Annotated in this window: 13 protein-coding genes; 5 read left to right on the plus strand and 8 right to left on the minus strand. The window is 64.3% G+C overall.

All coding sequences use genetic code 11. From position 1 onward, the window contains the following. Positions 1-28: 28 nt before the first annotated feature. Together E2K99_RS13365 and eat are read right to left on the minus strand one after the other, a co-directional pair. Positions 29-1351: an HAD family hydrolase gene (locus tag E2K99_RS13365; RefSeq protein ID WP_134222531.1), complete on the minus strand. Its 1323-nt coding sequence runs from the start codon at positions 1349-1351 to the stop codon at positions 29-31. Positions 1352-1406: 55 nt separating this feature from the next. Further along, the gene (eat, locus tag E2K99_RS13370; protein WP_134222532.1) at positions 1407-2789 is read right to left on the minus strand and encodes an ethanolamine permease; all 1383 of its coding nucleotides are present in this window, start codon (positions 2787-2789) and stop codon (positions 1407-1409) included. A 199-nt stretch (positions 2790-2988) separates the two neighbouring features. On the opposite strand from eat, the gene E2K99_RS13375 reads away from it, so the two are divergent. The 3 genes from E2K99_RS13375 to E2K99_RS13385 all read left to right on the plus strand — a co-directional run bounded on the left by E2K99_RS13375 (position 2989) and on the right by E2K99_RS13385 (position 7176). Further along, positions 2989-3999, plus strand: a complete 1011-nt coding sequence (locus tag E2K99_RS13375) for a helix-turn-helix domain-containing protein (RefSeq protein WP_134222533.1) — start codon at positions 2989-2991, stop codon at positions 3997-3999. Between the two features lie 117 nt (positions 4000-4116). Next, the gene (locus E2K99_RS13380; protein WP_134222534.1) at positions 4117-5193 is read left to right on the plus strand and encodes an alpha/beta fold hydrolase; all 1077 of its coding nucleotides are present in this window, start codon (positions 4117-4119) and stop codon (positions 5191-5193) included. A gap of 114 nt (positions 5194-5307) precedes the next feature. Then, complete coding sequence (locus tag E2K99_RS13385; protein ID WP_134222535.1) at positions 5308-7176, plus strand: peptide transporter; 1869 nt, start codon at positions 5308-5310, stop codon at positions 7174-7176. A gap of 3 nt (positions 7177-7179) precedes the next feature. Here the strand turns inward: E2K99_RS13385 and E2K99_RS13390 are convergent, their stop codons facing one another. From E2K99_RS13390 to E2K99_RS13405, 4 genes are all read right to left on the minus strand, one after another. Continuing rightward, complete coding sequence (locus E2K99_RS13390) at positions 7180-7620, minus strand: YkgJ family cysteine cluster protein (RefSeq protein ID WP_134222536.1); 441 nt, start codon at positions 7618-7620, stop codon at positions 7180-7182. A 74-nt stretch (positions 7621-7694) separates the two neighbouring features. After that, positions 7695-8711 (minus strand): ABC transporter substrate-binding protein, encoded by a 1017-nt coding sequence (locus E2K99_RS13395; RefSeq protein WP_134222537.1) that lies wholly within the window; start codon positions 8709-8711, stop codon positions 7695-7697. A 107-nt stretch (positions 8712-8818) separates the two neighbouring features. Beyond that, a complete protein-coding gene (locus E2K99_RS13400; protein WP_034335868.1) occupies positions 8819-9688 on the minus strand; it encodes an ABC transporter permease in 870 nt (289 codons plus the stop codon). Between the two features lie 20 nt (positions 9689-9708). Further along, positions 9709-10500: an ABC transporter ATP-binding protein gene (locus E2K99_RS13405; protein ID WP_134222538.1), complete on the minus strand. Its 792-nt coding sequence runs from the start codon at positions 10498-10500 to the stop codon at positions 9709-9711. 180 nt (positions 10501-10680) lie between these two features. On the opposite strand from E2K99_RS13405, the gene E2K99_RS13410 reads away from it, so the two are divergent. Both E2K99_RS13410 and E2K99_RS13415 read left to right on the plus strand, forming a co-directional pair. After that, positions 10681-11394 (plus strand): response regulator transcription factor, encoded by a 714-nt coding sequence (locus E2K99_RS13410; RefSeq protein ID WP_134222539.1) that lies wholly within the window; start codon positions 10681-10683, stop codon positions 11392-11394. Beyond that, entirely contained in the window at positions 11394-12791 is a 1398-nt protein-coding gene (locus E2K99_RS13415; RefSeq protein WP_121045628.1) for a sensor histidine kinase, read from the plus strand. The genes E2K99_RS13410 and E2K99_RS13415 overlap by 1 nt, the downstream gene beginning before the upstream one ends. A gap of 23 nt (positions 12792-12814) precedes the next feature. On the opposite strand, the gene E2K99_RS13420 is transcribed toward E2K99_RS13415, so the two are convergent. Further along, positions 12815-13255, minus strand: a complete 441-nt coding sequence (locus tag E2K99_RS13420) for a hypothetical protein (protein ID WP_134222540.1) — start codon at positions 13253-13255, stop codon at positions 12815-12817. A 32-nt stretch (positions 13256-13287) separates the two neighbouring features. Beyond that, positions 13288-14460 (minus strand): 50S ribosomal protein L11 methyltransferase, encoded by a 1173-nt coding sequence (locus E2K99_RS13425; RefSeq protein WP_134222541.1) that lies wholly within the window; start codon positions 14458-14460, stop codon positions 13288-13290. Positions 14461-14522 lie beyond the last annotated feature (62 nt).

The following is a 14522-nucleotide window of genomic DNA, read 5'->3' on the forward strand; positions in this document are numbered from 1 at the left end:
CGGTGCGTCATGCCCCGCTGCTGTCCGATCAGCTGGTCAGCAGTTGCGGTGCGGTCTTGCCGTATTTGATGCTGGTTTCGGCCGGCAGCCAGTTGCCGGTCGACTCCTGGCGGCCCTGCAGCAGGAAGCGCGGCTTGGCGGCACTGATCTGGTCCGCCGCGAGTTTGGACAGCTCACCGATCTTGCCGTTCTTCATGCGATTGACGATGAGGCCATAACGGGTCTCGGGGAAGTCACGCAGCATATCGTAATCGCCATCGCTGTCGCCCGCCACGAACAACGGACCATACCCCTTTTGCGCCACCAGCACCTGCTTGATGGCGACCGTCTTGCCCGGTCCCCAGGTCAGCGGCCACTCCTTCAGATAGGCATTGCGGAAGCTCTGCCCGTTGCGCTCCAGGCGCAGGCCGATGACGTTCTCACGGGTAACGTGGTAGCCATACTTGGGGTGCGTCGCAAACACGGCCACCACATCTTCCAGCGAGGCGGTACAGACATAGACGTCGATGCCATTGCGGCGCAGGGTGTCCATCAAGGTGGCGATTTCGGTGCACAGGCGGATGCCATGGAAGTGCGACACGCTCACCACGCCCGCCTTGCCCGCACGATCGGCCGGGCTGGTGTACTTGACCTTGGTCAGCGCCGCGCCCAGGGCCGCATCGTTGGAGGCTTCGGCCAGCGCGCTCACTTCGGCCACGCTCATGTTGGCGAAGAAGTAGATCACCCAAGGATAACCGACGGCCACGCCATGGGTATCGTTGACGGCTTCATAGAGGTAGTAGAGCTTGGTACGGAAGTCCTGGAACTCCGGCGTGGCGGTGATTTCTTCCAGGCTCTTGCTGCCGGCCATGCCTTTGTAATTGGCGTACAGGAACGCATAATCCGCATCGAGGTCAGCGCAGATCGCTTCCAGATCCACGATGTTGCCTGCCGCATTCTTGAAGTCCTTGCTGAACGGACCCGGCGGCACATTCTGACGGGTGATGGCCGCGAACTCGTTTGGTGTCAGCTTGAAAGACAGCGTATTGATCTGGTACATCAGCAGCGCTTCTTCGCAGTCATTCATGATGCTGGTGTTGTCCCAGTCGAACACGGCATAGGGCCGCTTGCCGCTCTGGTAACCGGATGACAGCTTGCCATGCTCGGCGATCATCTGCGCCACCATCTCGTGATTGCGGGCCGCCCATTTGGCACGGTCCAGCGCGACTTCAGCGCGGGCGGCCGCCTGGCCGGGCGTGGCGATGGTAGCCAGTGCGCCACCGGCTGCAGCCGCCAGCAGGCCGCCCAGGAAACCACGGCGCCTGAGGGCGGGTGCGGCGGTGTCGGTCGTCGGTTTGTGATTGTTGTTCATGATCGCCCAGTCGAATGATCGGTTTGGAGTTATCGGTATAAAAGTTTTATATCGTTCAGAATTCTGCAACCGCCGCCGCCCCTTCGGCACGCTGGCGTGCCGTCGCCAGGAACCAGGCATAGCCCAGTGCCAGCAAGGCGACGAAGATGCCGAAGATCAGCGGGTTGTAATAGATCATGGTGGCCATGCACACCAGCGCACCGAAGAGCGCGAAGGCCGGGAAGTACGGATACAGCGGTGCCCGGAAAGGCCGCTCCAGGCCGGCCTCGGCGCGGCGCAGGCGGAACAGCGAGAGCATCGACAGGATGTACATCAGGATGGCGCCGAATACCGACATGGTGACGATGTTGGCCGTGAGCGTCTGGCCGCCGATCTTGATGAGTTCATCGCTGTAGATGGCGGCGATCCCCACCACCCCGCCGGCCAGGATGGCGCGGTGCGGGGTCTTGAAACGCGGATGGACACGGGCGAAATACGCCGGCAGGTAGCCTTCGCGGGCCAGCGCAAAGATCTGGCGCGAATAGCCCAGGATGATGCCGTGGAAGGACGCCACCAACCCGAACAGCCCCAGCCACACCAGCATGTGCAGCCAGTTGCTGTTGTCGCCGACGATCAGCTTCATGGCCTGCGGCAGCGGGTCGTTGATATTGGCCAGCTTGGTCCAGTCGCCTGCGCCGCCGGCAAAGAGCATCACCCCAATGGCCAGCACCACCAGCGTGAGGATGCCGGTGATGTAGGCGATGGGAATGGAACGCTTGGGGTCCTTGGCCTCTTCAGCCGCCATGGCCACGCCTTCGATGGCCAGGAAGAACCAGATCGCAAACGGGATCGCCGCGAACATGCCCGGCACCGCCGCCATGCTGAAGGCATCACTGCCGGACCAGCCGCCCTTGGTGAAATTGGCCAGCGAGAAGCCCGGCGCCACCACGCCCATGAAGACCAGCAGCTCGAAGATCGCCAGCAGCGTGACGAACAATTCAAAGGTCGCCGCGATCTGCACCCCGACGATGTTGAGCGTCATGAACACGAGATACGCCCCCAGTGCCGCCAGCTTGGGATCGATATGGGGGAACTGCACATTCAGGTAGGCGCCGATGGCCAGTGCGATGGCCGGTGGCGCAAAGACGAATTCAATCAGCGTGGCGGCCCCGGCCAGATAGCCGCCGACCGGCCCGAAGGCGCGCTTGCTGTAGGCAAACGGCCCGCCCGCATGGGGAATCGAGGTGGTGAGTTCAGTGAAGCTGAAGATGAAGGTGGCATACATGGCCGCGATGAATAGCGCGGTGACGGTGAAGCCCAGCGTCCCGGCACTGGCCCAGCCATAGCTCCAGCCGAAGTATTCGCCGGAAATCACCAGCCCGACCGCAATGGCCCAGAGCTGCAGGGTGGACAGGACGGGCTTGAGCGTGTGCCCCTGCCCTGAAGAGCTTGCATTCATCGGATTCTCCCTTTGGCGCGAAGGCGGAGCCGCTGCATGGCGGCCCCTGTGAAAGGACGGGCGGGCATGGCGCTTGCTTGATTTCGCGCAATGCGCTGCCCTGCCGACGCAATATAGCAACGGCGATTTCGGCGGCGTTATCGAAATTCGGCAAAACTGCGCGGCTTGCCCGCCGCCCGGTCGATCAAGGAGCCTGTCCATGCCCTCTCTCGCACTGTCCCAAGCTGACACATCTGCCACGCACAGCCAGCGGGCATTGCGCACCGCCGTTGCGCGCGACGTGGATGAGCATGCGCACAACCTGACCGATTGGGAGCAACGCTACGACCAGATCACCTGCGGCGCTTTCGAAGGCGTGCTGCAGGAATGGCAGAGCAGCGGCCTGCAGATCTTCCGCGAGGCCAGCAGCCGTGCGGTACGGCAGTCCTGCCAGGTGTGGCCGGACGCCTTCTGGTTCGGCATCGAGGTGCGCACCAGTGGCATGCGCATCAACGGCCGCCAGGTCGGCGAGGATGTGGTGATGACGCGGCCCGGCGCCTGCGAATTCGAACTGGTCACGCCGGATGCACACGAGATCTATGGCATCGTGGTCCAGCGCGATGCCCTGCAGTCCAGCGCGGCACGCCTGGGCTGCATGGCATCGCTGGACTGGAAACGTCTGGGCCAGGCAGAGTTGCTGAAAGTCGATCACCAGGGGCTGGAGGAGTGCCGCCAGCAGATCGCTGCCCTGCTGACCCTGGCCGGACAGGCCAGCGGTGCGCAAGCGCACGCCGCCCTGCAGCTGCGCCAGGAAGCGGTGCTGGTGGCGCTGCTGGCGATGCTCGATGAAGGCGAGATCGAGGCTGAAGCAGGGACCAGCTTCCTGCGCCGCCGCCGCATCGTCAACGATGCGCGCGAGTTCGCCATGGCGCATCAGGACAGTCCGGTGACCGTGCCCATGCTGTGTGAAGCGGTCCATGTCAGCCGCCGTACTCTGCAATACTGCTTTGAGGATGTACTGGGCATCAGTCCCATGAGCTATCTGCGGTCGCTGCGCCTGAACGGCGTGCGCCGGGCCCTGTGCGAAGGTGATGGCAGCCAGGCCGTGGGCAGCATCGGCGACATCGCGGCCGCCTGGGGCTTTGCCAATTTCAGCCAGTTCTCCTGCGACTACAAGAAGCTGTTCGGGCAGACGCCGTCGGCCATGCTGCAGGCACGGACCCGGCACTGATCGCCACCCGCCGGTACGATGAAACGAGAGGCATGCACGACCGGCCATGCCGCAACGAGGTATATTCTGCACATATGCATTCGCATGCAAGCCTGCACTTCAACCTATGGCACGCCGATGGTCCGCTTAGTCCCCCTGGTCCGCTCAGTCCGATTTTCTGCCCTGCTCATCGCCGCCTTGTGGGCGTTGCCAGCAGCAGCCGAGTCCTCATCGTCCTCCCCGCCCGCCCCTGCGCAGGCGCGTCAGGCGCTCTCGCTGGGCAGCACGCCCTACACCATGGCCGTCTATGCCAACGCCGATCTGAACGATCTCCCCAGCCATGTCGAGCGCGCCGTCATCATCGTGCACGGGGTCAAGCGCAATGCGGTTGACTACTTTGCCCTCGGTCAACACCTGCTGCAGCAGGCAGCATTGACCTCAGGCAATACACTGCTGCTGGCACCCAACTTCATGGCCAGCAAGGATGCCGGTCTCTTGCCGGGCATGCCGATCTGGGCCGGCAACGGCTGGATGCAAGGAGCAGGCTCCATTCGAGGCGTTACGGGGATCAGCAGCTTCGCGGCACTGGATGACCTGGTGCGCTGGCTGGCAGAGCCCCGGCGCTTTCCCGACCTGCGCGAGATCGTCCTGATCGGCCATTCCGCCGGGGCCCAGCTGATGCAGCGCTACGCCTTGCTCAATCCGGTCGCGGAGACCTTGCAGGCCGCCGGGATTCAGGTACGCTACATCATTTCCAGTCCTTCGTCCTATCTCTACGTGAGCCCGGAACGTCCGCAGGCAGGCGCATTCGCGGTACCGGCAGCGGCGTCCTGCCCGCATTACGACCACTACCGTTACGGTCTCGTCGAGCCTCCCGCTTACCTGGTGCAGCAGCATCTGGAGGCGCGCCAGCTATGGGCACGCTATGCGGCTCGTGACGTGCGCTACCTGGTGGGCGGGCGTGATGTCGATCCACAGCATCGCTTCCTCGACCGCTCCTGCGGCGCAGCGCTGCAGGGACCGACGCGGCTGGCGCGGCAACTGGCGTACCGGGACTATGAACAGTTTCTGGCCGGGCAATGGCAGATCCCGATACACCATCCGCAGCAGGTGATTCCGGACGCGGCCCACGGGGCGCCGCGCTTGTATCGTTCTCCGCTGGCGCCGGGCCTGATCTTTGCGCAGCCCGCGCAGGAGCCTCCGGCTCAGCACTAGGCTTGTGGGGGCAACGCATCTCGCAGATTGCATGGGAACAGGCTCCAAAGCACTGGCAGTGATCCCGGAGAGACGGCACAATGCCGGCAGCCCAAGCCCGACAACGAGAACACAATGACGGCCAGCCAAGACAACATTTTCTCCCTGGAAAACTTCGAGTATCTCTGTTACGCGCGCCAGCAGGAACCTGCGGCACGGGAACTGGTGCGCCTGCTGCAACTGATCGACCGCCAGTATGGCCAGCTGGCCGGCAAGTTTTCGCTGCAGGTCTCCCCGGCCGTAACCCAGGCTGAACTGGAACAGCACACGCTGACCCGCATCACCGGTGCCATCTCGGCCCTGCTGTCGGACCCCGGCTTTCACCTGAGCCCCAACGGCTTCGGTCAATTGATCCACTTCCAGCGCTGGCTGGCGGCCCTCTTCGGTGCCAGCCACTTCATCAATGCCGACCACATCCTGCGCTCGCTCAATTTCGGCGGGCCACAGGCCAAAGTGTTTGAGGTCAAGCCGCTGGACTTGGTGAAATTCTGTCTGCTGTATTCGCCCGAGTCGGAGTTGGCACTGGATGTGGAAGCCCTGTGGGCGCAAAACAAGCCGCTGGCCGCCGCCCTCTTCCTGGCGCTGATGTCACCGCGTTTTCTCGGTACGCCGGCGGCGCATTCCAAGCGTGAAGCGCTGCTGCAGTGGCTGCCTGACCGGCTGCCCGAGCTGGAATCGCTGGACGGGCTGCCAGTGGCCGTCCTGCATGATGTCTACATGCACTGCAGCTACGCCGACCTGCCGCAGCGCCATCGCATCAAGGGCGCAATCAACCAGCTGCTGCGCAGGAAGCTGGATGCCGAAGGGCTGGACGACCTCTCGCAGACCGGCGATGCACGCGTCAATGGCAAGCCGGTGATGCTGGTCTTGCTGGAATGGTTTTCGGGCGGGCATTCGATCTATCGCACGCACTCCAAGACCCTGGAAGCGGCGCGCCGTCATTTCCACGTGGTGGCCCTGGGCTACGCGGCCAATACTGACGAACTGGGCCGTGCCGTCTTCGATGAATTCATCACGCTGGCGCAGCCGGGCAATCTGATGGCCAGCCTGCAGACGCTGCGCGAGATTGCCACGGCGCGCCGACCGCGGGTGTTCTACATGCCCAGCGTGGGCATGTTCCCCATCACCATGTTCGCCGCCAATCTGCGCGTGGCGCCCTTGCAGGTGGCGGCGCTCGGGCATCCGGCGACCACCTGCTCGCCGCGCATCGACTACATCAGCGTGGAAGAGGATTTCATCGGCGACCCGGCCTGCTTCAGCGAGCAACTGCTGCGCCTGCCTGCCGACGGACAACCCTACCGGCCCTCGGCCGTGCCCTTCATCGTGCCGCAATTGCAGCGGCGCAATCAGCCGGTAGTGAACGTGGCCGTGGCCGCCACCACCATGAAACTGAACCCGCGCTTCCTGATGGCCTGCCAGCGCATCGTGGAATTGTCGGCGCAAGTGCCAGGCGGTGCGGCGCGCGAAGTGCGGCTACATTTCCTGGTGGGGCAGGCACAAGGGCTGCTCTATCCGCAGCTGCAACGGCTGATCCTGCGCTACGTTCCGAGCGCGCAAGTCTATCCGCACCAGCCTTACCAGCAGTACCTGTCGCTCTTCAACCAGTGCGACATGTTCCTGTCGCCCCTGCCCTTCGGCAATACGAATGGGATCATCGATGCCTTCACGGTAGGACTGCCGGGTGTCTGCAAGACCGGGCCGGAGGTTTTCGAACACATCGATGAGGGGCTGTTCCGCCGTATCGGACTTCCCGACTGGACCATTGCCGCCACGCTGGACGACTACATCCTGGCGGCAGTCCGCATGGCGACCGACTATGCTGCGCGCAGTGCGCTGTATGCGTTGCTGGCCGATCCGCAAGCGCTGCAACGACTGTTCGAGGGACGGCCCGAATCGCTGGGGGATGCGCTGGCCGCACTGTGCGGCGAGGCAGCGGGCGACTGAGCCTCAGGCGGTGGCGAGGGGTGCTGCCTGTTCCGGCGGCAAGGCAGCCAGCGCGGGCAGGTCCAGGGCTGCGCGTCGTTGCTGGCAGGCGGGATTGGGTTGCCCATCGGGCTCCCAGGGAGAGAATTCACGGCAGGTGCTGGGCCGCTGCGGGTAGATGCGGCATCCCACGCCCGGCTTGCCCAGCTCCCCGACCAGTGCGATGCAGCGGCCATGTCCGTTTTCCGTGCCTTTCATGCAGGCCAGCGTGTCGTTGACCTTGCTGGTGAGTTCCACCGGCACCATGCCGCCCAATCCATCGCTGAGTTCGCCGCAATAGAACGACACCCGGAAATGCGCGCAGCAGCCACCACAGGCAGTGCAGGGATTGTCGGGTGAATCGGCCATGTCGGTGAAGAGACGGTCTTCATCGACGATCCAGTGGACGGCGGTGTTCTCACGCATGGAAACGGCAGGAAAGACAAAACCGCCATGATACGACAGGCACAGCCTGTCACGCAGGCTGTGCCTCCTTACGCTCAGCTGCCTTTGCGTTCCTTGAAGGCCGGCACGAACATCTCATGCCACACCGCCGGCTTGGTCTTGATGGTGCCGGCTTTGCCCATGAAGATCACATATTGCATGATGTCCACCGGGGTGCTCGTGAACTCGGTGCCCGGGTCCGCCAGCATCTGCTCCACTTCTTCCTGCGGCAGCTTCAGCTTGGAAACGCGCAGGAAGATCTCGGCTGCGCCCTTGCGGTTCTTGGCGATGTAGGCGTTGGCCTCTTCCTGCGCGGCCATGAAAGCCTGGGTCAGTTTGGGATTCTTGTCGGTGAAGGACTTCAGTGCAAAGACCACGTCAATGGTGATGTGGCCCAGCACGTCGGTGGAATTCAACACACGGGTGATGCCCGGGGCCTTGGCTTCCTGGTAGGAGAACGGCGGCGAGGTGAAGTGCGCCGTGATCTCGGTCTTGCCCGAGACCAGGGACGCCATCGCTTCCGGATGCGACAGGCTCACCGTCAACGGATCCAGCTTGGCGTAGTTCTCGATGCCGAAGGTCTTGGCGGCCGCCATCTGCAACAGCACCGCCGACAGCGAAGTCTTGATGCCGGGGATGGCGATCTTGTCCTTGGGCGTAAAGTCTTTCAGCGACTTGACGTTGGGGTTGTTGGTGTTGAGCCAGAGCGGCGAAGTCGACAGTGCGCCCAGTCCCACCACTTCCGAACGCGGAATGCCATGCGCCTTGGACCACAGCGTCACGAAGCCCGGTGCGCCGGTGCCGGCGATGTCGAGGTTGCCGGCCAGCATGGCGTCATTGATGACGTTGCCGCCGTCGAGCAGCACCCACTTGGTCTTGACCTCGCCCAGGCCCATGGCCTTGGCGTGCTTTTCCACCAGGTTCTGGTCGCGGATCACCATCAGCGGCAGGTACAGCAGGCCATAGCCGTGCGAGATGCGCACTTCCTGCGCTTCGGCGCGGGCCGTGCCGGATACGGCGGACAGCGCCACGGCGCTGGCGATCATGAGGCTGGTGAAGGTACGTCGTTGCATGCTTGTCTCCTGAAGGTCGTCAGTTTATCGGTCTTGTATGGATCGTTGCGTGTTGATGTACGGCTTGCGCGGACCTTGTATGGAGGCAAGGTCCGCAGCCCGGCAGCTCAGTGCTGCATGCCCCAGCGGCGGATGGTGCGCTTCTCGATCTGGGCGAAGATCAGGTTCTCCACCACCAGGCCGATGATGATCACGAAGAACAGGCCCGAGAAGACATTGGCCGTTTCCAGCTGGTTGCGGTTTTCGAAGATGTACCAGCCCAGGCCGCCCGCACCCGAGGACACGCCGAACACCAGCTCGGCCGCGATCAGCGTACGCCAGGCGAAGGCCCAGCCCACCTTGAGGCCGGTCAGGATGCTGGGGAAAGCGGCCGGGATCAGGATCGATTTCACCAGCGAAAAGCGGCGCAATCCATAGTTCTGGCCGACCATGCGCAGCGTGTTGGACACCGCCCGGAAGCCGCCATGGGTATTGAGCGCCACCGCCCACAGCACCGAGTGCACCAGCACGAAGATGATGCTGCCGGTACCGAGTCCGAACCAGATCAGCGCCAGCGGCAACAGCGCAATGGCTGGCAGCGGATTGAACATCGAGGTCAGCGTCTCCAGCAAGTCATTGCCGATGCGCGAGCTGATGGCCACCGTGGTCAGCAGCCCGGCCAGCAGGATGCCCAGGCCATAGCCGACCAGCAGCGTCTGCATCGATACCGCCGCGCGCTGCAGCAGCACGCCGCTGCCGATGCCGGAGAGGAAGGCTTGCACCGTCTCGCTGAAGCTGGGGAAGAGCAAGGCATTGTCCAGCCAGCGGCCGTAGACTTCCCAGATCAGGGCCAGCACCAGCAGGATCACGGTCTTGCGCAGCCAGCCCATGCGATACAGGGACTCGAAGGCCGACAGCGGCCGCTGCACTTCGGCAGTGGCATGGGGATTGGGGTCCACCAGGATTTCCGGGCGGACGAAGGGCAGATTGGTTTGCATGATGAAGTCTCCGGCGCGGCTCAGTGATGGGCGAACAGCATGTCGTTGATGCGGGTTTCCAGTTCGGCCTGGGCAGCGGTGCCCAGCTGGACGGGATCGATGCTGTTGAGTTCGGCGCGGACCTGGCCCGGGTGCGGTGTCAGCAGCAGGATGCGGGTGCCCACGCGGATCGCTTCTTCGATCGAGTGCGTCACGAAGAGCACCGTGAACTGGGTGTCGTCCCACAGGCGCAGCAGTTCATCCTGCATCTTGCGGCGGGTCAGTGCATCCAGCGCGGCGAAGGGTTCGTCCATCAGCAGCACGTCCGGCTCCATGGCCATGCCACGGGCAATCGAGACGCGCTGTTTCATGCCGCCGGAGAGCATGTGCGGATAGCTGTCGATGAACTTGGCCAGGCCGACCTTGCCGATGTAGTACTCGGCGCGTTCGGCGGCAGCCTTCCCTTGCAGGCGGCCACTGGCGTGCAGCGCGAATTCCACGTTCTGGCGCACCGTCTTCCAAGGCAGCAGCTGGTCGAATTCCTGGAACACCATCATGCGGTCCGGACCGGGCTCATGCACTTCCCGGCCCTTGAGACGGATCGCCCCCGAGGTCGGCTGCAGGTAGCCGCCGATGGCCTTCAGCAGCGTGGACTTGCCGCAGCCAGAGGGGCCCAGCAGGATGTAGCGGTCGCCCGGATGGACGTTGAAACTGACGTTCTGGGTAGCGGTGACCAGTGAATCGGTGGTCTTGTATTGCAGGGTGACGCGGTCGATTTCCAACAGCGGACGCGATGGGTCGAGGATAGCCGCAGCTTGGGCAGGGTCGCTCATGCCAGTCTCCAAATGATTTATAAGAATTATTGATGCTGGAACGGATGCTAGGCCGCCAAGCTGTAACGAATCTGACTAAATCCTGACGTCTTCTTTTCGTGAGCGGTTCGGACATACAATGACGACCTGCCCAAGCAGCGTCCAACAGCTGCGGCATCGAAAAACAACACTGGAGATCCCATGCGCATCCTGCTGGTCGAAGACACTGCCGACGTGGCCGAGGCCATCGTTTCCCACCTGGCCCGCATCGGCCACACGGTCGAATGGGAAAGCCACGGCGGCCACGCCGCGCGCCGCCTGGGCGAGGCCTTCGACCTGCTGATCCTGGACGTGATGCTGCCGCAGACCGATGGCTTCGCCCTGCTGGAGCAATTGCGCGCGCGCGGCCAGCACTCGCCGGTGCTCATGCTCACTGCCTGCGGCGAGATCGAAGAGCGCGTGCGCGCACTGGACCTGGGCGCGGACGATTACCTGGTCAAGCCCTTCGACTTCCGCGAACTGGAGGCGCGCATCCGCGTGCTCCTGCGCCGGAGCGGCGGCGAATCGACCAACCTGCTGCACTGTGCCAACCTGTGCATCGACCGCAAGAGCCGCACCGCCACGCTGGACGGCCAGCCCATCGAGCTGACCCGGCGCGAGGTGACGCTGCTGGAAATCATTGCCGCACGGCCGGGGCGCATCTTCAACAAGGATGAGCTGATGGATCGCCTCTTCACGGTCGACGACACCCCCAACGCCAACACGGTCGAACAATACGTGGCGCGCCTGCGCAAGAAACTGGCCGCTGCCGCCTTTGAAATCCGCACCCTGCGCGGCCTCGGCTATCAGCTGGTGTTGCACGCCCCGGCCGCCGGTGAAGCTTCCGCGTCCACCCCGGCCGCTGCCCTGCACTGATGCTGGGCCGTTCGCCGCACGTCGTCGCCGGACGCTCGCTCTACACGCGGCTGGTGGTGCGCGTAGGCGCGGTGCTGCTGGTGAGCGCCGCCGTGCTGCTCATCGCCATCTGGATCTCGACCCAGCTGGCCGCGCGCCAGGCCTATGACCGCATCCTGGCCGGCAGTGCCTTGCAGATCGCCGAAAACACCTGGTACGACCATGGCGAGGTCAATGTCGATGTGCCGCTGGCGGCGCTGTCGATGCTGGGCACCGGGGACCATGCGATCTATGCGGTCTTCGATCCGCGTGGCCGGGTGATCGCGGGCGATGCCGAATTCCGTCCGGAGATTCCCTGGAACGAGCTGGAACAAGGCCCGCTGTTGCGCGACGGCGATTATCTGGGCACGCCGGTGCGCATGGCCATCATCGGGCGGCGCATGCCGGTCGACAGCGCCCATCCTTGGGCCGTGATCGTGCTGGCGCAGACCAACAACGCGCGCATGTCCTTTGCGCAGAGCCTGGGCGGCAAGGCGCTGGTGGTAATCGTAGCCATGAGCGCGCTGACGATTTTGGCAGCAATGTTCACCCTGTACCAAGCACTGGCGCCGCTCAAGCGCATCGAGGCGGCCATCCGTGAGCGGGACCTGAACGATCTTTCACCCCTGTCGTTAACCGTGCCTGCCGAGACCCATGCGCTGGTCTCGGCCATCAATGCCTTCATGGAGAGGCTGGTGGTCCACCGCGCCACCATGCGCCGCGTGATCGGCGATGCCGCGCATCAGTTGCGCACGCCCGTCACCGCCCTGGTGGCGCAGATGGAACTGCTGGCTACCGAGCCCAGCGAAGAGAAGCGCCAACGCCACCTTGCGCTGCTGCGCGAACGCACGCGCCACTTGGGCGCGCTGGTGAACCAGCTCATCAATCACGCCATGGTCCAGCATCGCAATGACAGCCGCCTGCAGGAACGCATCGATCTGGCCGACCTGGTGCGCTCGCAGATGACGGAAGTGCTGTCCAATCGCGCGCGCACGCCGCACGACCTGGCGCTGGATGTGCCGCCCCTGCCCTGTTTGATCCAGGGCGATCCGATTGCGCTGGGCGAGGCGATCAAGAACATCCTCGACAACGCCCTGCAATACGGCGCGCCGGGGCTGTTGCACGTAAGGCTGGACAGCGATGGCCAGCGCCATCGCCTGAGCTTCATCGATGACGGGCCGGGGATTGCTGCCGAGGATTGGGAGCGATTGCGCAAGCCCTTCGCCCCGCGCGGCGAGAACCGCATGGGGGCAAGCCTGGGCTTGTCCATCGTGGAGGAAGTCATGCGCGCGCATGCGGGCGAGATGCGCTTTGCTTACCTGCCGGACGGGCATTTTGCGGTCCTGCTGGATTTCCCGGCCTGGCAGGAGCCGGCCTGAGGCGCTGAGCGCGAATCAGCGCCCTATTTCCATTCCAGGATCGCATTGCGGCGATCCAGCCAATGTACCTTCACACTGCCGGGTGTCACCTTGCGTGCCGCGCAGGCGCTGGCCGCGAGCGCGAAGGAGGCATCGTAGTAACGTCCGCTGGCCGACGAGCGCAACGGCGTCTGCGGCGCATTGCGGGCGATCCAGTCGGCCGCATTGGTGCGCAGGAAGATCATGCAGGCGCTGCCGCTGGTCTCGGCTACCTGGCAGGCGCAGCTGTTGCCGGAGGTAGTGATGGGTTCGCTCAGTTGCGGGTTGCGGTTCAGCGCATCCGGTACCGGAACAGGGACCGGCACCGGAACGGGTACGCCCTGCTGCGGACCGTAATGACCGCCCAGATCGCGGGTGGTGACCTGGGCCGTGGCCGGCAGGAGCAGCGCACCCAACAGCAGCGGCAGGCATCGGATCATGTTCATGGATGGTGTCTCCTTGCTGGCATGAGGTGCGTTCAGGCGCGGGCGCGCAGGCGATACAGGCTGGTGGTTTCCTTGCTGCGCGCCGCATGCAGCGGATCATCGCGATCGACTGCCTTGCCGTGGCGCGGCTTGATGTCGTGCCGTGCCACCACTTCCAACCCGGCCTGGGCAATCGCCTCGGCCAGCATGCCGGGGGCGCGCAAACCCAAGTGTTCGGCGAAGTCGGAGAGGATCAGCCAGCCTTCGCCCTGCGGGGTCAGGTGATCGGACAGTCCCTTCAGGAAGCCCAGCAGCATGCGGCTGTCCGGATCGTAGACCGCATGTTCGATCGGTGAACTGGGACGCGCCGGCAGCCAGGGCGGATTGCAGACGATCAGCGGCGCGCGGCCTGCCGGGAACAGATCGGCCTCCTGCAATTCGACCTGCGGCAAGACCCCCAGCCCTTGCAGGTTCTCGCGTGCGCAGTCCAGCGCGCGCGGGTCCATGTCGGTGGCGATGATCTTGCGCACGCCGCGCCGGGCCAGCACAGCGGAGAGCACGCCACTGCCCACGCCGATATCGAAGGCCAGTTCGGTCGAGGGCAGCGGGGCCTTGGCCACCAGGTCCACGTACTCGCCACGCACCGGCGAGAAGACGCCATACCACGGATGGATGCGGCTACCCAGCGCGCCGATCTCCACGCCCTTCTTGCGCCACTCATGCGCACCGATCAGCCCCTGCAGCTCGCGCAGCGAGACCGCAAAGGATGTGCCCTGCAGCGTCGGCGTATAGGCTTCGCGGCAGGCGGCCTGCACGTCGGGCGCTCGGCGCAGCGGCACCACGAAGCTTGGATCGACCGGAATGAGCAGCATGCCCAGGATGCGCGCGCGCTGCGCCTGCATCTGGCGGTGATGATGGAAGGCTTGCGCCGGGCTCTCGGCGGTGGCCGCTTTGGATTTGCTTTTGGCCTGGGCGCGCTCGCGGGCGCGGTCCACACGTCGGCCCAGGGCTTGCAGCAGCTGGCGTGCATTCTGGAAGTCGCCGCGCCAGAGCAGGCCGGTACCCTCACAGGCCAACTTGTAGGCGGCATCGGCGGCCATCTGGTCGTCCGCCTCGACGACGCGCTTGGGGGGCGGATTGCCGGCCTCGGAATGCCAGCGCAGTTGCTGTGAAGTGGCACCGGTGGTCCAGGTGATGAAAGCGGGAATGTCGTCGTGTATGGTCATGAATCAGGGATCAGCGAGCGCGGCACAGGAAGCGCCGTGCAAAAACAGCCGCCAGTGTAACA

Source organism: Herbaspirillum huttiense, from assembly GCF_004367745.1.
GTDB classification, from domain to species: Bacteria; Pseudomonadota; Gammaproteobacteria; order Burkholderiales; family Burkholderiaceae_D; genus Herbaspirillum; species Herbaspirillum huttiense.

Bases quoted from the DNA above. Each gene is read 5' to 3' on its own strand.
- E2K99_RS13365 (WP_134222531.1), bottom strand. From the start codon at position 1,351: ATGAACAACAATCACAAACCGACGACCGACACCGCCGCACCCGCCCTC.
- eat (WP_134222532.1), bottom strand. From the start codon at position 2,789: ATGAATGCAAGCTCTTCAGGGCAGGGGCACACGCTCAAGCCCGTCCTG.
- E2K99_RS13375 (WP_134222533.1), top strand. From the start codon at position 2,989: ATGCCCTCTCTCGCACTGTCCCAAGCTGACACATCTGCCACGCACAGC.
- E2K99_RS13380 (WP_134222534.1), top strand. From the start codon at position 4,117: ATGGTCCGCTTAGTCCCCCTGGTCCGCTCAGTCCGATTTTCTGCCCTG.
- E2K99_RS13385 (WP_134222535.1), top strand. From the start codon at position 5,308: ATGACGGCCAGCCAAGACAACATTTTCTCCCTGGAAAACTTCGAGTAT.
- E2K99_RS13390 (WP_134222536.1), bottom strand. From the start codon at position 7,620: ATGCGTGAGAACACCGCCGTCCACTGGATCGTCGATGAAGACCGTCTC.
- E2K99_RS13395 (WP_134222537.1), bottom strand. From the start codon at position 8,711: ATGCAACGACGTACCTTCACCAGCCTCATGATCGCCAGCGCCGTGGCG.
- E2K99_RS13400 (WP_034335868.1), bottom strand. From the start codon at position 9,688: ATGCAAACCAATCTGCCCTTCGTCCGCCCGGAAATCCTGGTGGACCCC.
- E2K99_RS13405 (WP_134222538.1), bottom strand. From the start codon at position 10,500: ATGAGCGACCCTGCCCAAGCTGCGGCTATCCTCGACCCATCGCGTCCG.
- E2K99_RS13410 (WP_134222539.1), top strand. From the start codon at position 10,681: ATGCGCATCCTGCTGGTCGAAGACACTGCCGACGTGGCCGAGGCCATC.
- E2K99_RS13415 (WP_121045628.1), top strand. From the start codon at position 11,394: ATGCTGGGCCGTTCGCCGCACGTCGTCGCCGGACGCTCGCTCTACACG.
- E2K99_RS13420 (WP_134222540.1), bottom strand. From the start codon at position 13,255: ATGAACATGATCCGATGCCTGCCGCTGCTGTTGGGTGCGCTGCTCCTG.
- E2K99_RS13425 (WP_134222541.1), bottom strand. From the start codon at position 14,460: ATGACCATACACGACGACATTCCCGCTTTCATCACCTGGACCACCGGT.